This window comes from Pseudomonas sp. MBLB4136 (genome assembly GCF_051904765.1).
Taxonomy (GTDB): Bacteria; Pseudomonadota; Gammaproteobacteria; order Pseudomonadales; family Pseudomonadaceae; genus Aquipseudomonas.
In genome coordinates, this window is sequence record NZ_CP196713.1 from 120,547 (window position 1) to 141,720 (window position 21,174).

General features: G+C 67.3%; 21 protein-coding genes. 13 read left to right on the forward strand and 8 right to left on the reverse strand.

Features of this window, described 5'->3' with window-relative positions; genetic code table 11:
* The first annotated feature begins 57 nt into the window (after positions 1–57).
* Both rsd and ACSX1D_RS00585 read left to right on the forward strand, forming a co-directional pair.
* Positions 58–531, forward strand: a complete 474-nt coding sequence (rsd, locus tag ACSX1D_RS00580) for a sigma D regulator (RefSeq protein WP_439860527.1) — start codon at positions 58–60, stop codon at positions 529–531.
* Positions 532–898: 367 nt separating this feature from the next.
* Positions 899–1,831, forward strand: a complete 933-nt coding sequence (locus ACSX1D_RS00585) for an AlgP family protein (RefSeq protein ID WP_439860528.1) — start codon at positions 899–901, stop codon at positions 1,829–1,831.
* On the opposite strand, the gene ACSX1D_RS00590 is transcribed toward ACSX1D_RS00585, so the two are convergent.
* The gene (locus ACSX1D_RS00590; RefSeq protein WP_439860529.1) at positions 1,828–2,292 is read right to left on the reverse strand and encodes a TIGR02444 family protein; all 465 of its coding nucleotides are present in this window, start codon (positions 2,290–2,292) and stop codon (positions 1,828–1,830) included. The two genes, ACSX1D_RS00585 and ACSX1D_RS00590, sit on opposite strands and share 4 nt — an antisense overlap.
* Before the next feature lie 50 nt (positions 2,293–2,342).
* Between ACSX1D_RS00590 and ACSX1D_RS00595 the strand changes: the two genes are divergently transcribed.
* The 4 genes from ACSX1D_RS00595 (at position 2,343) to ACSX1D_RS00610 (ending at position 6,335) form a co-directional block, all read left to right on the forward strand.
* Entirely contained in the window at positions 2,343–4,259 is a 1,917-nt protein-coding gene (locus ACSX1D_RS00595; RefSeq protein ID WP_439860530.1) for an ATP-binding cassette domain-containing protein, read from the forward strand.
* Positions 4,256–4,843, forward strand: coding sequence for a mechanosensitive ion channel domain-containing protein (locus tag ACSX1D_RS00600; protein ID WP_439860531.1), 588 nt, complete (start codon positions 4,256–4,258; stop codon positions 4,841–4,843). Before ACSX1D_RS00595 ends, ACSX1D_RS00600 begins: the two co-directional genes overlap by 4 nt.
* Before the next feature lie 6 nt (positions 4,844–4,849).
* Positions 4,850–5,608, forward strand: coding sequence for a TerC family protein (locus ACSX1D_RS00605; RefSeq protein WP_439860532.1), 759 nt, complete (start codon positions 4,850–4,852; stop codon positions 5,606–5,608).
* 97 nt (positions 5,609–5,705) lie between these two features.
* Entirely contained in the window at positions 5,706–6,335 is a 630-nt protein-coding gene (locus ACSX1D_RS00610) for a LysE family transporter (RefSeq protein WP_439860533.1), read from the forward strand.
* Between the two features lie 12 nt (positions 6,336–6,347).
* Here the strand turns inward: ACSX1D_RS00610 and ACSX1D_RS00615 are convergent, their stop codons facing one another.
* Positions 6,348–7,130: an SDR family NAD(P)-dependent oxidoreductase gene (locus ACSX1D_RS00615; protein ID WP_439860534.1), complete on the reverse strand. Its 783-nt coding sequence runs from the start codon at positions 7,128–7,130 to the stop codon at positions 6,348–6,350.
* 145 nt (positions 7,131–7,275) lie between these two features.
* Here ACSX1D_RS00615 and ACSX1D_RS00620 point away from each other — a divergent pair, with 145 nt between their 5' ends.
* The gene (locus ACSX1D_RS00620) at positions 7,276–7,728 is read left to right on the forward strand and encodes a YaiI/YqxD family protein (protein ID WP_439860535.1); all 453 of its coding nucleotides are present in this window, start codon (positions 7,276–7,278) and stop codon (positions 7,726–7,728) included.
* On the opposite strand, the gene ACSX1D_RS00625 is transcribed toward ACSX1D_RS00620, so the two are convergent.
* The 4 genes from ACSX1D_RS00625 to ACSX1D_RS00640 all read right to left on the reverse strand — a co-directional run bounded on the left by ACSX1D_RS00625 (position 7,725) and on the right by ACSX1D_RS00640 (position 10,525).
* Entirely contained in the window at positions 7,725–8,192 is a 468-nt protein-coding gene (locus ACSX1D_RS00625; protein WP_439860536.1) for a thioesterase family protein, read from the reverse strand. The genes ACSX1D_RS00620 and ACSX1D_RS00625 overlap by 4 nt on opposite strands.
* A gap of 117 nt (positions 8,193–8,309) precedes the next feature.
* Entirely contained in the window at positions 8,310–8,972 is a 663-nt protein-coding gene (gene elbB / locus ACSX1D_RS00630; protein WP_208707897.1) for an isoprenoid biosynthesis glyoxalase ElbB, read from the reverse strand.
* Positions 8,973–8,985: 13 nt separating this feature from the next.
* The gene (locus ACSX1D_RS00635) at positions 8,986–9,816 is read right to left on the reverse strand and encodes a dienelactone hydrolase family protein (RefSeq protein ID WP_439860537.1); all 831 of its coding nucleotides are present in this window, start codon (positions 9,814–9,816) and stop codon (positions 8,986–8,988) included.
* A gap of 145 nt (positions 9,817–9,961) precedes the next feature.
* Positions 9,962–10,525: a DedA family protein gene (locus ACSX1D_RS00640; protein ID WP_439860538.1), complete on the reverse strand. Its 564-nt coding sequence runs from the start codon at positions 10,523–10,525 to the stop codon at positions 9,962–9,964.
* A gap of 213 nt (positions 10,526–10,738) precedes the next feature.
* Between ACSX1D_RS00640 and hemB the strand changes: the two genes are divergently transcribed.
* Together hemB and ppk1 are read left to right on the forward strand one after the other, a co-directional pair.
* Positions 10,739–11,752 carry a porphobilinogen synthase gene (gene hemB, locus ACSX1D_RS00645; RefSeq protein ID WP_439860539.1) on the forward strand — a complete coding sequence of 338 codons (1,014 nt, stop codon included), beginning with the start codon at positions 10,739–10,741 and terminating at the stop codon, positions 11,750–11,752.
* Positions 11,753–11,769: 17 nt separating this feature from the next.
* Positions 11,770–13,971: a polyphosphate kinase 1 gene (ppk1, locus tag ACSX1D_RS00650; RefSeq protein ID WP_439860540.1), complete on the forward strand. Its 2,202-nt coding sequence runs from the start codon at positions 11,770–11,772 to the stop codon at positions 13,969–13,971.
* On the opposite strand, the gene ppx is transcribed toward ppk1, so the two are convergent.
* Complete coding sequence (gene ppx / locus ACSX1D_RS00655; protein ID WP_439860541.1) at positions 13,958–15,460, reverse strand: exopolyphosphatase; 1,503 nt, start codon at positions 15,458–15,460, stop codon at positions 13,958–13,960. The two genes, ppk1 and ppx, sit on opposite strands and share 14 nt — an antisense overlap.
* Positions 15,461–15,707: 247 nt before the next feature.
* On the opposite strand from ppx, the gene trxA reads away from it, so the two are divergent.
* The 4 genes from trxA (at position 15,708) to ACSX1D_RS00675 (ending at position 20,106) form a co-directional block, all read left to right on the forward strand.
* Complete coding sequence (gene trxA / locus ACSX1D_RS00660; RefSeq protein ID WP_208707902.1) at positions 15,708–16,034, forward strand: thioredoxin TrxA; 327 nt, start codon at positions 15,708–15,710, stop codon at positions 16,032–16,034.
* A 247-nt stretch (positions 16,035–16,281) separates the two neighbouring features.
* Positions 16,282–17,541, forward strand: a complete 1,260-nt coding sequence (gene rho, locus ACSX1D_RS00665) for a transcription termination factor Rho (protein WP_208707903.1) — start codon at positions 16,282–16,284, stop codon at positions 17,539–17,541.
* A 130-nt stretch (positions 17,542–17,671) separates the two neighbouring features.
* Positions 17,672–19,138, forward strand: a complete 1,467-nt coding sequence (ubiD, locus tag ACSX1D_RS00670; RefSeq protein ID WP_439860542.1) for a 4-hydroxy-3-polyprenylbenzoate decarboxylase — start codon at positions 17,672–17,674, stop codon at positions 19,136–19,138.
* Entirely contained in the window at positions 19,138–20,106 is a 969-nt protein-coding gene (locus ACSX1D_RS00675; protein ID WP_439860543.1) for a CDP-6-deoxy-delta-3,4-glucoseen reductase, read from the forward strand. Before ubiD ends, ACSX1D_RS00675 begins: the two co-directional genes overlap by 1 nt.
* 53 nt (positions 20,107–20,159) lie before the next feature.
* On the opposite strand, the gene ACSX1D_RS00680 is transcribed toward ACSX1D_RS00675, so the two are convergent.
* Positions 20,160–21,137: an NADPH:quinone oxidoreductase family protein gene (locus tag ACSX1D_RS00680; RefSeq protein ID WP_439860544.1), complete on the reverse strand. Its 978-nt coding sequence runs from the start codon at positions 21,135–21,137 to the stop codon at positions 20,160–20,162.
* Positions 21,138–21,174: the final 37 nt, after the last annotated feature.

Here is a 21,174-nt window from a genome sequence, read left to right on the forward strand (position 1 = left end):
AAAACCGTCTCGGATCGGACGAATAACAGGAATACCGATAAGGGAAGAGAGGTCGTCATGCTCGAGAGTTGTCAGAACGCCCAGGAACGTTGGGGTGGGGTTCACCTGCTGATCGACCGCTGGTTGCAGGAGCGCCAGGAACTGATCGCCGCCTTTGCGGCCATCAGCGACTCAGGGCGCGCCCCCAGTGCCAATGCGCAAAGCTTGCAGCGCTTTTGTGAAGTGCTGGTCGACTACGTGTCGGCCGGGCATTTCGAGGTCTACGAGCAGTTGACCAACGAGGCCAAGGCCTTCGACGATCAGCGCGGTCTCGAGCTGGCCAAACAGATCTACCCGCGTATCGAGGCGATCACCGAAGTGGCGCTGTCGTTCAACGACCGTTGCGACAATGGCGACTGCCGCGACAGCGTGTCGCTGGGCGAGGAAGTGCAGCGCCTCGGCCAGCTGCTGCACGAGCGCTTCGAGCTGGAGGATTGCCTGATCGAGGTGCTGCACAACGCCCACCAGCAGCAGGCTGAAGCCGCCGTTTGAGTCGTTCGCGGCGCCGCTGGGCGGCCTTCGCGCTGAAGGCTGGGATCAGGGCAGGCCGCCTTCGCCGATTCGAGCAAGTGACTGCCGGGCGTTGTCACGCGCCCGCCCTCATTCCTCAGCAGAGCCTTTTGGCGCGTGCAGTCCCTGGCCGGGCTGCGCCGTCTGCCCCCTGATCATGTCTTCGCCCAGGGCCTCTTCTTCTAGGGCGTGGTGACGAGCCGCGTGTTATGTCCATCCCGCATCCACTTCGCATTGGCGCGCCCATTTTTGCTGGTCGACCCAGTGGCGCCGGGGCAATAACTGAACTAGCGACCGGCGGTGCGGGCGACTAGTATGGGCTGCATCTACACCCGCCAGGAGGCGCGACATGTCGGCCAAGAAAAACCCTAAGAAGTCTGCGGTTGGTACCCCCCTGCATCTGCTTCAGCAGCTATCCCACAGTCTGCTCGAGCATCTGGAAAAGGCCTGCTCGCAAGCGCTGAGCGATGCCGAAAAGCTGCTGGCCAAGCTGGAGAAGCAGCGCGGCAACGCCCAGGAAAAGCTGCACAAGGCGCGTGGCAAGCTGCAGGACGCCGCCGCCGCCGGCAAGGCCAAGACCCAGGCCAAGGCGAAGGCCGTGGTGGCCGAGCTGGAAGACCTGCTCGACACCCTGAAGACCCGGCAGACCGAGACCCGCAGCTATATCCAGCAGCTCAAACGAGATGCCCAGGAGAGCCTCAAGCTCGCCCAGGGAGTGGGTAAGGTCAAGGAAGCGGCGAACAAGGCGCTGAGCAACCGTGAAGCCAAGGCCCCGGCTGCGAAGGCGCCAGCCAGGGCGGTGGCCAGTACGGCCACGGCCAAGGCAGCCGCCAAGCCTACGAGGAGCACCGCGGCCAAGCCGGCGACGAAGAAGCCGGCTGTTGCCAAACCGGCTGCCGCAGCGGCGACCGGCGCGACCGCGGCGAAACCGGCTGCCAAGTCCGGCGCCCGCACTGCCGCCAAGGCGCCCGCCAAGCCGGCGGCAGCCAAGACCACCGCGAAACCCGCGACGCGCACTGCGGCCAAGCCAGCCGCCAAGCCCGCGGCGGCAAAAACCACCCCCGCGAGCGCTGCAGCCGGCAAAGCGGTCGCCAGCAAGGCACCGCGGAAAACTGCAGCAAAGCCTGCGGCCACACCGACCGCCAAGCCGGCGCCGAGGAAACCGGCGGTGCGCAAGCCGGCGGCGGCCAAGCCTGCCGCCAGCCCCTCGGCGGCCCCGGCTGCGCAGCCAGCGGCAGCCGCATCGGGTGCGGCGCCGGATACGCCGCCGGCCGAGTCCTAAGTTTGCCGGGCGGCGCTGCGCAGTTGGCGCAGCGCCTCGTCGTCCGCGCTCACCCCAGCGGGCGCCAAGGCGCCCAGCCAGGCATCCAGCGTTTGCCCGTCGACGGCCGGCCAATCGTGGCTGGCCACCGCCAGGCGCTGCAGTTGCACCCGCTCGGCTTGCAGTTCCAGGCGTTTGACCTGCTCGCGCAGCGCTGCCAGCGCCTCGTCGCCCTGGGCGTCGTCGCGCCAGTCCCGACGTACCTGGCGCAGGCGCTCGACCACCAGGCGCTGCCAGGGCTGTGCGATCGCTTGCAGTTGTCCGCTGCGCGCTGCGCTGCAGGCGACGCCGCGGCACCCGAGCCAGATGGCGCAGATCAGCAGGCAGACATCGGCGCCGCGCGCCTGCAGCCGCAGGCAGGCCGCCTCGACGCCGGGGCGTTGGTAGTACTCTTCGGCGAAACGCCACAGATCAGCGGGCATGGTGCTTTCCGGGTGTGCGGCGGGCGACTCTGATAGACTTCGCCGCCATTATGATCCGACTCCAGAACCTCACTCTACAGCGTGGTCCGCAGCGCCTGCTAGAAGGCGCCGAACTGACCCTGCACGCCGGCCAGAAGGCCGGACTGATCGGCGCCAATGGCGCCGGCAAATCCAGCCTGTTCGCTCTGCTGCGCGGCGAGCTCGGTCCCGACGCGGGCGATTGCCTGCTGCCGGCGGACTGGCGCATCGCCCACATGCGCCAGGAGGTCGACAACCTCGAGCGCCCGGCGGTCGACTACGTGCTCGACGGCGACGCCCACCTGCGCGGCCTGCAAGCCGAGCTGGCGGCGGCCGAGGCCGCCCAGGATGGCGCCGCGATTGCCCGCCTGCACACCGAGCTGGACAGCGCCGACGGCTACACGGCCTCCACCCGCGCGCGCAAGCTGCTGGCCGGCCTGGGTTTCGAGCATGGCCAGATGGATCGCCGCGTCGGCGACTTCTCAGGCGGCTGGCGGATGCGCCTGAACCTGGCCCAGGCGCTGATGTGCCCATCGGACCTGTTGCTGCTGGACGAGCCGACCAACCACCTGGACCTGGACGCGATCCTCTGGCTGGAAGGCTGGCTGAAGAGCTACCCCGGCACCCTGCTGCTGATTTCCCACGACCGCGACTTCCTCGACGCCGTGGTCGATCACGTGGCCCATCTGGATCAGCAGAAACTGACCCTGTATCGCGGCGGCTACTCGGCCTTCGAGCGCACCCGTGCCGAACGCCTGGCGCAGCAGCAGCAGGCCTACGAGAAGCAGCAGGCGCAGCGCGCGCACATGGAGAAATACATCGCCCGCTTCAAGGCCCAGGCGACCAAGGCCCGTCAGGCGCAGAGCCGGATCAAGGCCCTGGAGCGCCTCGAGGAGCTGGCCCCGGCCCATGTCGACTCGCCCTTCGACTTCAGCTTCCGCGAGGCCAGCAAGATCTCCAGCCCGTTGCTGGACCTGGCCGAGGGGCGTCTCGGCTATGGCGACAAGGCCGTGCTGGAGCAGGTCAAGCTGAGCCTGGCGCCGGGCGCACGCCTGGGCCTGCTGGGGCCGAACGGAGCGGGCAAGTCGACCCTGATCAAGAACCTGGCCGGCGAGCTGCAACCCCTTGGTGGTCGCCTGCAGAGCGGCGAGAACCTGGTGGTCGGCTACTTCGCCCAGCACCAGCTCGACGCCCTCGATGACAAGGCCAGCCCCTTGCTGCACCTGCAGCGCCTGGCGCCGAGCGAGCGCGAGCAGACCCTGCGCGACTTCCTCGGCGGCTTCGATTTCCGCGGCGCCCGCTGCGACGAGCCGGTGCTGAACTTTTCCGGCGGCGAGAAGGCGCGCCTGGCCCTGGCGCTGATCGCCTGGGGCCGGCCCAACCTGCTGCTGCTCGACGAGCCGACCAACCATCTCGACCTGGAGATGCGCCTGGCCCTGACCCTGGCCCTGCAGGAGTTCGCCGGGGCGGTGGTGGTGGTGTCCCACGACCGCCACCTGCTCAAGAGCACCACCGATGAATTCCTCCTGGTCGCCGATGGCCGCGTGCAACCGTTCGACGGCGATCTCGAGGACTACGCCCGCTGGCTGCTCGACTACCGGGCTCGCCAGGCGCCGGTGCCGGCGAACGCCGCCGAGGGCGGACTGGACAAGACCGACAAGCGCGCCCAGCGCCAGGCCGCAGCGGCGCTGCGCCAGCAGCTGGCACCGCACAAGCGCGAGGCCGACAAGCTGGAGCGCGAGCTGGGCCAGTTGCACGAGCGGCTCGCCGCGGTCGAAGCCCGCCTGGGCGACAGCGCCCTGTACGAGGCGGGGCGCAAGGACGAGCTGCGCGACCTGCTGGCCGAGCAGGCCAAGCTGAAGGGCCGCGAGGCCGACCTCGAGGAGCGCTGGATGCTTGCCTTGGAAAGCCTCGAAGCCTTGCAGGCCGAGCTCGAGGCCGCCAGTTGAATCCGCTGCTGCTCGAGTGGCCCTGGCTGGCGACCTGGAGCGAGCCGCTGCTGCGCGCGGGCCAGGTGCTGCTGATCCTGTTGCTCGCCTGGCTGCTGCAGCGCCTGCTGGCACGCGGCCTGCGGCGACTGGGCGCACGCTACCCGCAGGTGCCGGCGACGGTGCTGGCGTCCCTGCGCAACGGCCTGCGCTGGCTGGTCGTCGGCGGCGCCGTACTGCTGGTGCTGGAGCGCCTCGGCGTGTCCGCCCAGGTGCTGTGGACCGCACTGAGCGGTTTCATGGCGGTGGCGGCGATCGCCTTCTTCGCCATCTGGAGCGTGCTGTCCAACCTGTTCTGCGCGCTGCTGATCTTCACCCTGGCGCCGTTCCGTCTGGGCGACAGTGTCGAGATCATCGAGAGCGCCGAGAAGCCCGGGGTCAAGGGCCGGGTGCTGGCGATCAACCTGTTCTACACCACCCTGGAAGACCAGGGCGGCGAAAGCCCCGGGGCGCTGGTACAGGTGCCCAACAGCCTGTTCTTTCAGAAGGCCGTGCGCCGCTGGCGCAACGGCACCTATCCCACATCCCGCAACTACGAGATCTAACGCATCATGGAATGGCTACTAAGCCCGGAAATCTGGGTCGCATTTCTCACCCTGACCGCCCTGGAGATCGTCCTCGGCATCGACAACATCATCTTCATTTCGATCCTGGTCAGCCGCCTGCCCAAGGAGCAGCAGCCCAATGCACGCTTCTTCGGCCTGGCCCTGGCGATGGGCACGCGGATCGCGCTGCTGCTGTCGATCACCTGGGTGATGCGCCTGACCGACGACCTGTTCCAGGTCTTCGGCATGGGCGTCTCCGGGCGTGACCTGATCCTGTTCTTCGGCGGTCTGTTCCTGCTGTTCAAGAGCACCATGGAGATCTACCACAGCCTGGAGGGCGCCGAGGAGGCGCAGCAGGCCGGCGGCAAGGCCTATGGCTTCATGGGCATCATCGTGCAGATCGCCATCATCGACATCGTCTTCTCCCTGGATTCGGTGATCACCGCCGTCGGCCTGGTCGACAACGTGCCGGTGATGGTCGCCGCCATCGTCATCTCGGTGATCGTGATGATGCTCTCGGCCGGCACCATCAGTGACTTCATCGACAAGCACCCGAGCCTGAAGATGCTCGCCCTGTCGTTCCTGATCATGGTCGGCACCCTGCTGGTGGCCGAGTCGTTCGGCGTGCATGTGCCCAAGGGCTACGTCTACTTCGCCATGGCCTTCTCCCTGGCGGTGGAGGCGATCAACATCCGCCTGCGCGGCGCCATGGCGCGCAAGCGCGGCGAGGAGCCGGTGCACCTGCGCAAGGGCTCGCCGGACTGAGCGGCGAGGCTGGTCGTCGCCTGTAGCAAGGGGTAGGCTGAGAAGCCTGCCCTTTTTTCTGGGCCGCCCTTCAATCATTCGTTTCGAGGTATTCGCCATGGCCCTGCAGACCTGGCTCGCGTTTTTTGTCGCCTGTTGGGTGATCAGCCTGTCGCCCGGGGCCGGGGCCATCGCCTCGATGTCGTCCGGCCTGCAGTACGGTTTCTGGCGCGGCTACTGGACCGCCCTGGGCCTGCAGCTCGGCCTGGCCCTGCAGATCGCCATCGTCGCCGCCGGGGTCGGGGCGATCCTCGCCACCTCGGCGCTGGCCTTCAGCCTGATCAAGTGGTTCGGCGTGCTGTACCTGGTCTACCTCGGTTACCGGCAGTGGCAGGCGCTGCCCGCCGACCTGGCCACGGCGCCCGAACAGCGCCCCATCGGCCGGCCGCTGACCCTGGTGCTGCGCGGCTTTCTGGTCAATATCAGCAACCCCAAGGCGATCATCTTCATGCTCGCGGTGCTGCCGCAGTTCCTCGATCCGCAGGCGCCGCTGCTGGCGCAGTACCTGCTGATGGGCGTGACCATGATCTGCGTCGACCTGCTGGTGATGGCCGGCTATACCGGCCTGGCCTCGCGGGTCCTGCGCCTGCTGCGCACGCCGCGTCAGCAGCGGCTGATGAACCGCAGCTTCGGCGCCCTGTTCGTCGGTGCCGCCGCGCTGCTGGCCACGGTGCGCCGCACCGCCTGATGCGCGGCCCGCCTACCATTCGATCGGCTGGCCGTCCCAGGCCCAGAAGCTGCCGGATTGCTCGGGACCATGGCGCGCCACCTGCTCCAGCAGTCGCTCGGCGGCGAAGCTGGCGTGGAACAGCTGCGCGGCCGGCACATTGGCCTGAAAGGGCCGTGACAGCTCGGTGTCGGTGGTGCCCGGATGCAGCGCCAGCACCGTGCTCTGCGGATTGAGGCGGCTCAGTTCGATGCTGGCGGTGTGCAGCAGCTGATTGAGCGCCGCCTTGCTCGCCCGGTAGCTGTACCAGCCGCCGAGGCGGTTGTCGCCGATCGAGCCGACCCGCGCCGAGAGTGTCGCCACGGTGCACGGGTGGCGCCCGCGCAGCAGCGGCAGCAGGTGCTTGAGCAGCAGGATCGGGGCGAAGGCGTTGACCCGGAAGGTCGCCTGCAATCCGGCCAGATCGAGCTGAGCCAGGCCCTTCTCGGCCTTCGCCGCGCCGTGCTGCAGCACGCCGACTGTGCACAGCAGCAGGTGCAGTCGGGCAATACGCGGCTTGAGCCGAGGCGCCAGTTCGGCCAGCTGCGCCTCGTCCGTGGCATCGACGTCCAGCAGGTGCAGGCGCTGGCCATGCTGCCGGGCCAGCGCGGCGAGGCCCTCGGACTGGCTGGCCTGGCGGGCCTGGCGGGCCAGGGCCCACACGCCGGCTACGTCGGCGCGGGCCAGCAGCTGTTCACAGAGGGCCAGGCCGATGCCGCGGCTGGCGCCGCACACCAGCACCTGCGCGGGTTCTTCCAGGCGTTGCCAGTAGGACATGGGGGCGCTCCTGTCACTCGCCCGGCGGCCGGGGGTGGCCCGCCGGTTGCGTCGGCCAGTATGGACTCATCGGCGAAAGCCGGCATCATGGGCGTCTGGCGGGCCACACCCGTTCGCCATTTCAGTCAGAGGAGAGTGCCGGTCGATGCGTATCTGGATAGATGCCGATGCCTGCCCGCGGGCGGCGCGGGATCAGGTGGTGAAGTTCGCCTTGAAGCGCGCCTACGAGGTGGTGCTGGTGGCCGGGCAGCCGGTGGCGCGGCCCAGCTTCGCCTGCGTGCGCCTGATCGTGGTGCCGAGCGGTCCGGATGCGGCCGACGACTACCTGGTCGAGCATGCGGTGCCCGGCGAACTGGTGATCTGCAGCGACGTGCCGCTGGCCGACCGCCTGGTGAAGAAGGGCGTCGCCGCCCTCGATCCGCGTGGTCGCGAGTTCGACGAGCGCAATATGGGCGACAAGTTGGCCACCCGTAACCTCTTTACCGAGCTGCGCGAGCAGGGCCAGGTCGGCGGCGGCCAGGGCGCCTATTCGGACAAGGACCGCCAGGCCTTCGCCAACGCCCTGGACCGCATCCTCACCCGCCTGAGCCGCGCTTAGCCGCACAGATAGGTGCCGGTGCCCACCGCGACCAGGACGCCCTCGTCGTTGTGCAGCTCGCTGCGTACCACCGCTACCTTGTTGCCCGAGCGCAGCAGCACGGCGTTGGCAGTGAAGCTGCGGCCGCGACCGGGGCGCAGGTAGTCGATGCGCAGGTCGATGGTGCCGAGCTTGGACAGCCGGTTCAGGCGCTCGGCGCCTGGCAGCTGATGGTGCCGCTCGAAGGCGCCGATCAGCGCCATGGCGCCGCCGGCGACGTCGAGCAGCGAGGCAATCACCCCGCCATGGAGGATGCCGTGGAGGAAGTTGCCGATCAGCTCGTCCTTCATCGGCAGGACCATCGTCACTCGCTCCGGCGACAGCTGCTCGAGCTGAATGCCGAGCACCTGGTTGAACGGGATGCGCTGCATGAAGCTGCTCACCGCCTCTTGCAGCTCCGCGGTGAATTCGTAGGGTTGGGTCATGGAAGTGCGCGCCTATGCTGGATTGCCCGCCACGCTGCCGCAGCGCGGCGGACTTGGCCAGTGGCGCGGCGGGAGTGCCGCGCGCATTGGCCGGATCGACCTGCGCGGTCGGCCGTCTCAGTCGTGGTGGGTCAGTTCGAGGATGCGGTCGACCAGCTTGTTGATCCCCGAGGCGGCCTCGCTGATCGACTGGGCGAGCATGTAGGCCGGGGTGCTGACCAGCTTGCGCGGGCCGTCTTCGATGATCTCGCTGACCTCGCACTCGCGGTGCACCGCGCCCATCTGGGTCAGGGTCGCGGCGGTGTCGTGGTCGTTGCCAATGGTGCATTCCACGCCATTGCCGAAGATCCGCGCCGCCAGCACCGGCGAGATGCAGATCAGGCCGACCGGCTTGCCGGCACTGGCGAAGGACTTGGCCGCGTTCAGCACGTCCGGCTGCACCTTGAGGTTGGCGCCGCTCAGGGCGAAGTCCGAGAGGTTCTTCGCCGCGCCGAAGCCGCCGGGCATGATCAGCGCATCGAAGTCGTCGGCGTGCAGCTCGCGCACGTCCTTGATCTTGCCGCGGGCGATGCGCGCGGATTCCACCAGCACGTTGCGGGTCTCGTCCATCTCGTCGCCACTGTAGTGATCGACCACGTGCAGCTGCTCCACGTTCGGCGCGAAGCACTGCACCTGGGCGCCGCGCTGGTCGAGGCGCAGCAGGGTGATCACGCTTTCATGGATCTCGGCGCCGTCGTAGACGCCGCAGCCGGAAAGAATCACTGCGACTTTCTTGTTCATCGAATACTCCTGGTCATGGGGCTCGGCCAAGGTGGCTGCGCAGGAAGCTTGTGGCCCGCTGCTGGGCATCCTTGGCGAGTTGTGGTTGGTAGGTGGCCAGATCGCTGAGGTGGTCGAACACGTGATCGGCGTGGGCGTAGCGCTGTACCTGGACCGCCCCCGGCTGCAACTGCTGCACGGCCTCCAGGCACTGGCGGTGATCGGTGATGTGGTCTTCGCCGGCCAGCAGCATCAGCTGCGGCGGCTGCGCACTCATGTGCCGGCGCAGCTGGGCGGGAAAGCCGCAATAGGGGTAGTAGAGAATTGCCGCCCTGACCCGCTCGAGCCCCTGTCGTCCGGGCGCGGCGAAGCCATGACCGGCCGCGCCGGCGTAGGCCAGGGCATCGAGGACGCTCCAGCCGCCATGGGAGAAGCCGAGCAGGGCCAGGCGCCGGCCGTCGACCCGCGGCAGCTCGGCGGCCAGCTCGATGGCGGCATACACGTCCAGGGCACGCTGGTTGCCCCACAGCTGCTTGCCGGCACACACCGGACGCCAGTCGTCGATGCCGCGGGCCCCGTGGCTGTCGACGAACAGCGCGGCGTAGCCGGCGGGCAGCAGCCAGTCGTTGACGCTGTCGAGCAACGCCTGGCGCTGACCGCTGCAGCCGTGGAACACCAGTACGGTGGCGAAGGGGCCGCTGCCGGCCGGGGTGAACAGGCGCAGGTGCGGGGCCAGGCGGGCCTTGGCGCTGGCCAGGTCGTCGGCTTCTGGCAGCAGCGCCGTGCGATAGGGGTAGAGACCGAGCAGGGCGGCAATGCTCAGCAGGGCCAGGGCGATCAGGAGCCAGCGAAGGGGTTTGCGCATACGGTCTTCACGTGTCACTCGGGCGGTCGCCGGGCCTCGCCTGAGGCGCCGGCGGAGGGTTTGCCATCCCTAGCAATCCTAGTCGCAGACTGCGCCGCGCGATACGCGCCGGGGTGAATTCGCCCGCGCCCGGCCGGCAGGCAGCCTAGTGTTCGGAATCGGCCCCTCGGCGCAGGCGCCGGCGCAGCCAGAGCGCCAAGACGACCAGCAGCAGTGCGGCGAAGACATACAGCTGATAGCGGCGCAGATCGTCGAGCAGGGTTTCCAGGGCCGCGCCCAGATGGTAGGCGGCCAGGCCCAGGCTGCCGGCCCACAGCGCCGCGCCTATACCATCGAGCAGCAGGTAGCGGCGCCAGGAATAGCCGGACAGGCCGATGGCCAGCGGCATCACCGTGCGCATGCCGTAGAGGAAGCGAAAGCTCAGCACCCACAGGTCCGGATAGCGGCGCAGGTGGCGCAATGCCTTGTCGCTCAGGGCGTGCCAGCGCGGCCGGCGATCGAGAATCTCGCGGCCGTGGCGCCGGCCCAGGTGGTACCACAGCTGATCGCTGGCATAGGTGCCGCAGAAGGCGCACAGCACCACCCATTCGAGGCTCAGGTAGTCGCGCAGGGCCAGGTAGGCGGCCAGCAGCAGCGACACCTCGCCCTCGAGGAAGGTGCCCAGGACCAGGGCCGGGTAACCGAATTGGTGCAGCAGGTCTTCGAGCATGGGGTCAACCGCAGGATCAGGGGGTAGCCTACTCCCTCGTGCGCCTCGGGGAAAACCGTGGCCGGCATCGACGGACGGGCGCCGGCATGGCCACAATGGGCCTCCGGCCGCTGCGACCCGCCGTCGCAGACTCGATCCCGCTGTCATCTATTGGTCATAATGACCGCTTATAACTGTCACACTCGCCCGTTCGCGCGGGCTCTGGAGTCTGCCGTGAGCTTTACCCCCGCCAATCGCCTGTTCCCTGCCACTCGCCTGCGCCGCAATCGTCGCGACGATTTCTCCCGGCGCCTGGTGCGCGAGCATCGCCTGAGTGTCGACGACCTGATCCTGCCGGTGTTCGTCCTCGACGGCGAAGGCCGCCGCGAGGCGGTGGAGTCGATGCCGGGCGTCGAGCGCCTGTCCATCGACCTGCTGCTGCAGGAGGCGGAAAAATGGGTGGCCCTGGGCATTCCGGCGCTGGCACTGTTTCCGGTGACGCCGCTGGAGAAGAAGTCCCTGGATGGCGCCGAGGCCTGGAACCCGGACGGCATCGCCCAGCGCGCGATCCGCGCCCTGCGCGCGCGCTTCCCGGAACTGGGGCTGATCAGCGACGTGGCCCTGGACCCCTTCACCACCCACGGCCAGGACGGCATCCTCGACGACAGCGGCTACGTGCAGAACGACATCACCGTCGATGCCCTGGTCAAGCAGGCGCTGTCCCATGCCGAGGCCGGTGCCCAGGTGGTCGCGCCCTCGGACATGATGGACGGCCGCGTGCAGGCGATCCGCGAGGCGCTGGAGCTGGCCGATCACAGCAACGTGCGCATCATGGCCTATTCGGCCAAGTACGCCAGCGCCTACTACGGCCCGTTCCGCGACGCGGTCGGCTCGGCGGGCAACCTCGGCAAGAGCAACAAGTACAGCTACCAGATGGACCCGGCCAACAGCGACGAGGCGCTGCACGAGGTGGCCGCCGACCTGGCCGAAGGCGCCGACATGGTCATGGTCAAGCCGGGCATGCCCTACCTGGACATCGTCGCCCGGGTGAAAAGCGAATTTCGCGCGCCGACCTTTGTCTATCAGGTCAGTGGCGAGTACGCCATGCACATGGCGGCGATCCAGAACGGCTGGCTCTCCGAGGCGGTGATCCTCGAGTCGCTGACCGCCTTCAAGCGCGCCGGCGCCGATGGCATCCTCACCTATTTCGCCGTTCGCGCGGCAGAACTCTTGCAGCAGGGGCAGTAGTCCCCCAGGACCAGACGATGAATACCGAAGGACTCTCCCAGAGCGAACTGCTCGAGCCGCAGGCGCCAGCCGTCGAGTTGCCGGAAGTGCCGGAGCCGGCGCCGGTCGAGGCGCCCACCCCGGCGCCGCCTCTGGTGGTGCCGAGCCTGGACGACAGCAGCCTGTACATCCATCGCGAGCTGTCGCAGCTGCAGTTCAACATCCGCGTGCTGGAGCAGGCGCTGGACGAGTCCTATCCACTGCTGGAGCGGCTGAAGTTCCTCTTGATCTTCTCCAGCAACCTCGACGAGTTCTTCGAGATTCGCGTCGCCGGGCTGAAGAAGCAGATCAACTTCGCCCGCGAACAGGCCGGTGCCGACGGTCTGCAGCCGCACCAGGCGCTGGCGCGGATCAGCGAGCTGGTGCACGAGCAGGTCGGCCGCCAGTACGCGATCCTCAACGACGTGCTGTTTCCGGCGCTGGCCAAGCACAACATCAACTTCATCCGCCGCCGCCACTGGAACACCAAGGTCAAGGCCTGGGTGCGCCGCTACTTCCGCGACGAGATCGCGCCGATCATCACGCCGATCGGCCTCGACCCGACGCACCCGTTCCCCTTGCTGGTGAACAAGAGCCTGAACTTCATCGTCGAGCTGGAGGGCGTCGACGCCTTCGGCCGCGACTCGGGCCTGGCGATCATCCCGGCTCCGCGCCTGCTGCCACGGGTGATCCGGGTGCCGGAGGAGGTGGGTGGCGCGGGCGCCAACTACGTGTTCCTCTCCTCGATGATCCACGCCCATGCCGATGACCTGTTCCAGGGCATGAAGGTCAAGGGCTGCTACCAGTTCCGCCTGACCCGCAACGCCGACCTGTCGGTGGACACCGAGGACGTCGAGGACCTGGCCCGCGCCCTGCGCGGCGAGCTGTTCTCCCGGCGCTACGGCGACGCGGTGCGCCTGGAGGTGGTCGACAGCTGCCCGAAGAACCTGTCCGACTACCTGCTCAAGCAGTTCGGTCTGACCGAGGGCGAGCTGTACCAGGTCGGCGGCCCGGTCAACCTGACCCGGCTGTTCAGCATCACCGGCCTGGACAGTCATCCGGAGCTGCAGTACACGCCGTTTACCCCGGTGATTCCCAAGCTGCTGCAGAACAGCGAGAACATCTTCAGCGTGGTCAGCAAGCAGGACATCCTCCTGCTGCACCCCTTCGAGTCGTTCACCCCGGTGGTCGACCTGCTGCGCCAGGCGGCGAAGGACCCCCACGTGCTGGCGATCAAGCAGACCCTGTACCGCAGCGGGGCGAACTCGGAGATCGTCGACGCGCTGGTGGAGGCGGCGCGCAACGGCAAGGAGGTCACCGCGGTGATCGAACTGCGCGCGCGCTTCGACGAGGAATCCAACCTGGCCCTGGCCAGCCGCCTGCAGGCCGCCGGCGCGGTGGTGATCTACGGTGTGGTCGGGTTCAAGACCCACGCCAAGATGATGCTGATCCTGCGTCGCGAGAACGGCGATATCGTCCGCTACGCCCACGTCGGCACCGGCAACTACCACGCCGGCAACGCCCGCCTGTACACCGACTACAGCCTGCTCACCGCCGATGTGGCCCTGGGCGAGGACGTGGCCAAGCTGTTCAGCCAGCTGATCGGCATGGGCAAGACCCTGCGCATGAAGAAGCTGTTGCACGCGCCCTTCACCCTGAAGAAGACCCTGCTCGACCTGATCGCCAAGGAGACCGCGGCCGCCGCCGAGGGCAAGCCGGCGCAGATCATCGCCAAGTTCAACTCGCTGACCGATGCCAAGATCATCCGCGCGCTGTACAAGGCCAGCCAGGCCGGGGTGAAGATCGACCTGGTGGTGCGCGGCATGTGCTGCCTGCGCCCGGGCATTCCCGGGGTGTCGCACAACATCCAGGTGCGTTCGATCATCGGCCGCTTCCTCGAGCACACCCGGGTGTTCTACTTCCTCAACGAGGGCGAGGAGAAGATCTACCTGTCCAGCGCCGACTGGATGGAACGCAACCTGGACAAGCGGGTCGAGACCTGTTTCCCGGTCGAGGGCAAGAAGCTGGTCACCCGGGTGAAGAAGGAGCTGGAAAGCTACCTCACCGACAACACCCAGGCCTGGGTGCTGCAGCCGGACGGTCGTTATCTGCGCTGCAGCCCGACCGGCAATCAGAACCCGCGCAGCGCCCAGGCGGGCCTGCTGGAGAAGCTGACGGCGCCGGTGGTCAGCGCACGCTGAGGTCGATGCCGACGCGCTTGAGCCACTCCGCTTCCTGGGTGAAGTCGGCCTGGGTCAGCGGGTTGGCGGCCAGCCAGTCGTCCGGGAAGTGGATCTCCAGGCTGCTCTCGGCCGCGCGCAGCTGCACCTTGGGCATCTCCTGGGTACCGCGGATGTGATGGAAGAGGATGGCGAAGCGCAGCAGCACGCACAGGCGCACCAGCTTCACACCCTCGGCGCCGAAGTCGGCGAGCTTGTCCTTGGGGATGTTGCGCCGATGGCCGCGTACCAGCAGCGCCAGCATCTGCTGGTCGAGGCGTGAGAAGCCGGCCAGGTCGGAATGCTCGACCAGGTAGGCGCCGTGCTTGTGGTACTGGTAGTGGGCGATGTCCAGGCCGATTTCGTGGACCCGCGCAGCCCACACCAGCAGTTCGCGGTGCCAGTCGTCGCTCAGGCCCCAGCTGTCCTTCACCTGCTCCAGCGCTTCCAGTGCCTTGCTTTCGACCCGCGCGGCCTGCTCCAGGTCGACGTGGTAACGCTCCATCAGTGCGCTGAGGGTGCGTTCGCGCACGTCCTCGTGATGGTGGCGGCCGAGCAGGTCGTAGAGCACGCCTTCGCGCAACGCCCCCTCGGAGTGGCTCATGCGCTGGATGTCGCAGGCATCGAAGATCGCCTCGAGAATCGCCAGGCCAGCGGGGAAGATGCCGCGCCTGTCCGGCTTGATGCCATCCAGGTCGAGCTTGTCGACGTCGCCGAGCTTGAAGAGCTTGCGCTTGAGCCAGGCCAGGCCTTCGGGATTGACCTCGCCGCTGCCCAGGCCGGCGGCCTGGATGGCCAGGCCGATGGCCTTGATGGTGCCCGAGGCGCCCACCGCATCTTCCCACTTGTGCCGGCGCAGGGCGTGCTCGATGCCCATCACCTCCAGGCGCGCCGCGGTGTAGGCCTGGGCGTAGCGCGCCGGGGTGATCTTGCCGTCGCGGAAGAAGCGCTGGGTATAGCTCACGCAGCCCATCTGCAGGCTCTCGCGCAGCAGGGGCTCGAAACGCAGGCCGACGATGAACTCGGTGCTGCCGCCGCCGATGTCGGCGACCAGGCGTTTGCCCGGGGTGGCGGCGATGCTGTGGGACACGCCGAGGTAGATCAGGCGTGCCTCCTCGCGTCCGGAGATGACCTCCACCGGATGGCCGAGTATCTCCTCGGCGCGGCGGATGAACTCGCCACGGTTGCGCGCCTCGCGCAGGGCATTGGTGCCGACGATGCGCAGCGCGCCCTCCGGCAGGCTGGCAGTCAGCTGGGCGAAGCGGCGCAGGCAGTCGAGGCCGCGGACCATGGCCTCTTCGCTGAGCAGGCGCTCCTCGTCGATGCCAGCGGCCAGCTGGACCTTGTCGCCGAGGCGCTCGAGCACGCGGATCTCGCCGTGATCGGCCTTGGCCAGAACCATGTGGAAGCTGTTGGAGCCCAGGTCGATAGCTGCAATCAAGGGAAAAGACTCGGCTGGAGTGTGCGGCATGGGGCATAGGTCTCGGTGCGGAACCATGCCATCCTGCCACGATAGGCCGGGTGAGCCAACGCATACCGACGCCGCAGGCGCCCCCGCGGCCCGCACAACTGACCGCCTTCAATCTCGGCTGGCAACGCCTGCGCGCAGGTGAATTTGTGCGGGTCCATAGTTAAGCTCAATGGTGTCTGCCTTCCTGTGCCAGGCAAGCCGGGCTATGATGTCGATCACTTTTTGCTTCCGAACACGGAGACTTTCCATGAGCGAATTCATCACCAACGTCAGCGATGCTAGCTTCGATGAAGAAGTTATCCAGGCTGAGGGTCCGGTATTGGTCGATTACTGGGCTGAGTGGTGCGGCCCATGCAAGATGATTGCCCCCGTTCTCGACGAGATCGCCCAGACCTACCAGGGCAAGCTGAAGGTGTGCAAGCTGAACATCGACGAGAACCAGGATACCCCGCCGAAGTACGGTGTGCGTGGCATCCCGACCCTGATGCTGTTCAAGAACGGCAACGTCGAAGCGACCAAGGTCGGCGCACTGTCCAAGTCGCAGTTGGCAGCCTTCCTCGACAGCAACATCTAAAGTCGCTGTGTGGCAAAAAGGCCTCGTATTTGCGGGGCTTTTTTCCGTCTGAAGGCTAGACGCCTTCGTCAGGCCGGTGTTACATTCGGCCTCGCTGCATTTCCTATGCAGCCCTCTGCAAGCCGTCGCCGACGCATTCCTACTCGAATACTCTCGCTACACCAGTAGGCGATCCGTTCGCCTTCTCAGCGGCGCGGCCTCCCAAGCTAATAGCTTATTCTCCCTCCTTCATGATTACGTCATTCCTATGAATCTGACCGAACTCAAGCAAAAGCCGATCACCGAACTGCTGGAAATGGCCGAACAGATGGGCATCGAGAACATGGCCCGTTCGCGCAAGCAGGACGTGATTTTCTCGCTGCTGAAAAAACACTCGAAAAGCGGCGAGGAAATTTCCGGTGATGGCGTGCTGGAGATCCTCCAGGACGGTTTCGGCTTCCTCCGCTCCGCAGACGCCTCCTACCTGGCCGGCCCGGACGACATCTACGTCTCGCCCAGCCAGATTCGCCGCTTCAATCTGCGCACGGGCGACACCATCGTCGGCAAGATTCGTCCGCCGAAAGAAGGCGAGCGTTACTTCGCGCTGCTCAAGGTCGATACGATCAACTACGATCGCCCGGAAAACGCGAAGAACAAGATCCTGTTCGAGAACCTGACGCCGCTGTTCCCCAACAAGCGTCTGGTCATGGAAGCCGGCAACGGCTCCACCGAAGACATCACCGGTCGGGTGATCGACCTCTGCGCGCCGATCGGCAAGGGCCAGCGTGGCCTGATCGTGGCGCCGCCGAAGGCCGGCAAGACCATCATGCTGCAGAACATCGCGGCCAACATCACCCGCAACAACCCCGAGTGCCACCTGATCGTCCTGCTGATCGACGAGCGCCCGGAAGAAGTGACCGAGATGCAGCGCACCGTGCGCGGCGAAGTGGTCGCCTCGACCTTCGACGAGCCGCCGACCCGCCACGTGCAGGTCGCCGAGATGGTGATCGAGAAGGCCAAGCGCCTGGTCGAGCACAAGAAGGACGTGGTCATCCTGCTCGACTCCATCACCCGCCTGGCGCGCGCCTACAACACCGTGATCCCGAGCTCCGGCAAGGTGCTCACCGGTGGTGTCGACGCCCACGCCCTGGAGAAGCCCAAGCGCTTCTTCGGCGCCGCGCGCAACATCGAGGAAGGCGGGTCGCTGACCATCCTCGCCACCGCGCTGGTGGAAACCGGCTCGAAGATGGACGAGGTGATCTACGAGGAGTTCAAGGGCACCGGCAACATGGAGCTGCCGCTGGACCGGCGGATCGCCGAGAAGCGCGTGTTCCCGGCGATCAACATCAACCGTTCCGGCACCCGCCGCGAAGAGTTGCTGACCGCCGAGGACGAGCTGCAGCGCATGTGGATCCTGCGCAAGCTGCTGCACCCGATGGACGAGATCGCCGCCATCGAGTTCCTCATCGACAAGCTGAAGGCGACCAAGACCAACGACGAGTTCTTCCTGTCGATGCGTCGCAAGTAAGTCGCTGGGCTGTCGCAAAGGCCGGGGAAACCCGGCTTTTGTGCATCTGCATCCCCGCTATCCTTCTGAATAACCCAGTTCGGCGCTAAACTTCGCGCCCCCACTGGCCTGCCCGAGACGAGGCTCCTGCATGCAGTATCGCGACCTGCGCGACTTTATCCGCGGTCTGGAACAGCGCGGTGAACTCAAGCGAATCCATACCCCGGTTTCCCCGGTGCTGGAGATGACCGAGATCTGTGACCGCACCTTGCGCAAGGCCGGCCCGGCGCTGCTGTTCGAGAACCCCACGGGCTTCGCCATGCCGGTGCTCGGCAACCTGTTCGGCACGCCCAAGCGGGTGGCCCTGGGCATGGGCGCCGAAGAGGTCGCCGAGCTGCGCGAGATCGGCAAGCTGCTGGCCTTCCTCAAGGAGCCGGAGCCGCCGAAGGGTCTGAAGGACGCCTGGTCCAAGCTGCCGATCTTCAAGAAGGTCCTGGCCATGGCGCCCAAGGTGCTCAAGGACGCGCCCTGCCAGGAGGTGATCGAGGAGGGCGAGGATGTCGACCTGGGCAAGCTGCCGGTGCAGACCTGCTGGCCCGGCGATGTCGGGCCGCTGATCACCTGGGGCCTGACCGTCACCAAGGGGCCGAACAAGGAGCGGCAGAACCTCGGCATCTACCGCCAGCAGGTGATCGGCCGCAACAAGCTGATCATGCGCTGGCTCAGCCACCGCGGCGGCGCCCTGGATTTCCGCGACTGGTGCGAGAAGTACCCGGGCCGCCCCTACCCAGTGGCGGTGGCCCTGGGCGCCGATCCGGCGACCATCCTCGGCGCCGTCACCCCGGTGCCCGACAGCCTTTCCGAATACGCCTTCGCCGGCCTGCTGCGGGGCAACAAGACCGAGCTGGTCAAGTGCCGCGGCAATGACCTGCAGGTGCCGGCCAGCGCCGAGATCGTCCTCGAGGGGGTGATCCATCCGGGCGAGATGGCCGATGAGGGGCCCTATGGCGACCACACCGGCTACTACAACGAGGTGGATCGTTTCCCGGTGTTCACCGTCGAGCGCATCACCCGCCGCCGTGAGCCGATCTACCACAGCACCTACACCGGGCGGCCGCCGGACGAGCCGGCGATTCTCGGTGTGGCGCTCAATGAAGTCTTCGTGCCGATCCTGCAGAAGCAGTTCCCCGAGATCACCGACTTCTACCTGCCACCCGAAGGCTGTTCCTACCGCATGGCGGTGGTGACCATGAAGAAGCAGTACCCGGGCCATGCCAAGCGCGTGATGCTCGGCGTCTGGTCGTTTTTGCGACAGTTCATGTACACCAAGTTCGTTATCGTCACCGATGACGACGTCAACGCGCGGGACTGGAACGACGTGATCTGGGCCATCACCACGCGCATGGACCCCAAGCGCGACACGGTGCTGATCGACAACACGCCGATCGACTACCTCGACTTCGCCTCGCCGGTCTCGGGGCTAGGCTCAAAGATGGGCCTGGATGCCACCCACAAGTGGCCGGGCGAGACCACGCGCGAATGGGGTCGCGCCATCGTCCAGGACGAGGCGGTGAAGCGACGGGTCGATGAACTGTGGAACGAGTTGGGAATTGATTGATGCGTGTCACTCTGCAACCTTCTGGTGCGGTGCTCGAGACTCAGCCGGGTGAGCGCATTCTCGATGCCGCCCGGCGCCTGGGCTACGACTGCCCGCAAAGCTGTCGCAACGGCAATTGCCATGTCTGCGCGGCGCTGCTGGTCGAGGGGCGCGTGCAGCAGGCCGGCGCCGAACTGGACCATGGCGAGCTGCTCACCTGTCTGGCCGAGCCGTTGGGCGACTGCGTGCTGCACTGGGACGGGGTGATGGCGCCCGGCGAGCTGGCGGTGCGCGAGCTGAGCTGTCAGCTGGTCGATTGCGTCGACGTTGGCGGCGATGTGTTCCGCGTGCACCTGCTCACGCCGGCTGGCAAGAGCCCGCGCTACCATGCCGGCCAGTACCTGCTGCTGCAGCGCGAGAATGGCGAGTACGCCGCCTTCTCCCTGGCTTCGGCGCCGCACCGTGGCCGCGAGCTGGAGTTGCATATCCTCGCGCGCGACGAGGCGACCCGTGGCTTGCTGGCCTTCCTCCGTGGCCAGGGCTTCGCCCGGGTGCAGCTGCCGTTCGGCGACACCCACCTGGCCGAGCTGCCGGAAGGGCCGCTGGTGCTGATCGCCGCCGGCACCGGCATGGCGCAGATGCACAGCCTGATCGAGCACTGCCGCGCCGCCGGCTTCAGGCATCCGGTGCACCTGTACTGGGGTGCCCGGCGCCCCGAGGACTTCTACCGGCTGCCGTGCTGGAGCGATTGGCAGGGGCTGGACAATCTGTTCCTGCATCAGGTGGTCAGCGACCAGTGCGGCTGGTCCGGGCGCTGCGGCCTGCTGCACGAGGCGGTGCGCGAGGACTTCGCCGACCTCAAGCCGCTGCACGTCTACGCCAGCGGCTCGCCGGCGATGGTCTACGCGACCCTGGATGCGCTGGTCGAGGCCGGCATGGACGCGCACCAGATGCGCGCCGACGTGTTCGCCTATGCGCCCAGGGGCTGAGCGCCGTTCATGAAAAAGGCCGCCAATCTGGCGGCCTTTTTCGTTGGCGCGGTCTACCTGATCTGCACCACCAGCTTGCCCACCGCCTGGCGCCGGCCGAGGCAGTCGATCGCCGCGCCGGCCTGCTCCAGTGCGAAGGTCTGCGAGACCAGCGGCTTGAGCTTGCCCTCGGCATGCCAGGCGAACAGCTGCTGGAAGTTGGCGGCGTTGTCCTGGGGCTGGCGTTGGGCGAAGGCGCCCCAGAATACGCCGACCACCGCGGCGCCCTTGAGCAGGGCCAGGTTGACCGGCAGCTCGGGGATGCGCCCGCTGGCGAAGCCGACCACCAGCAGGCGGCCGTTCCAGGCGATGCTGCGTACGGCTGCGTCGAACTGGTCGCCGCCCACCGGGTCGTAGATCACGTCGGCGCCCTGGCCGCCGGTCAGGCGCTTGACCTCGTCTTTCAGGCTCTGCTCGCTGTAGTTGATCAGCTCGTCGGCGCCCGCGGCCCTGGCCACTTCCAGTTTCTCCGCGCTGCTGGTCGCGGCGATCACCTTGGCGCCCATGGCCTTGCCGATCTCCACCGCGGCCAGGCCGACGCCGCCGGAGGCGCCAAGCACCAGCAGGGTCTCGCCGGCCCGCAGGTTGGCCCGCTGCTTGAGCGCGTGCATCGAGGTGCCGTAGGTCATGCCGAAGGCGGCGGCGCTGACGAAGCCCATGCTCGGCGGGATCGGCATGGCGTTGTAGCCGGGCACGGCCACCTGCTCGGCGAAACTGCCCCAGCCGGTCAGGGCCATCACCCGGTCGCCGACCTTGAGGTGGCCGACCTTCTCGCCGACCGCGCTGACCACGCCGGCGGCTTCGCCGCCCGGGGAGAAGGGGAAGGGCGGCTTGAACTGGTACTTGCCCTCGATGATCAGGGTGTCGGGGAAGTTGACCCCGGCGGCGTGCACCTCGAGGAGGATCTCGTTCTTCTTCGGCTCGGGGCTGGCGACTTCGTCCAGGACCAGGGTTTCGGCGGGGCCGAAGGCTTTGCACAGCACGGCTTTCATCGGGCGTTGTCCTCTGTGGTTATGCCCCCGCAGTGTA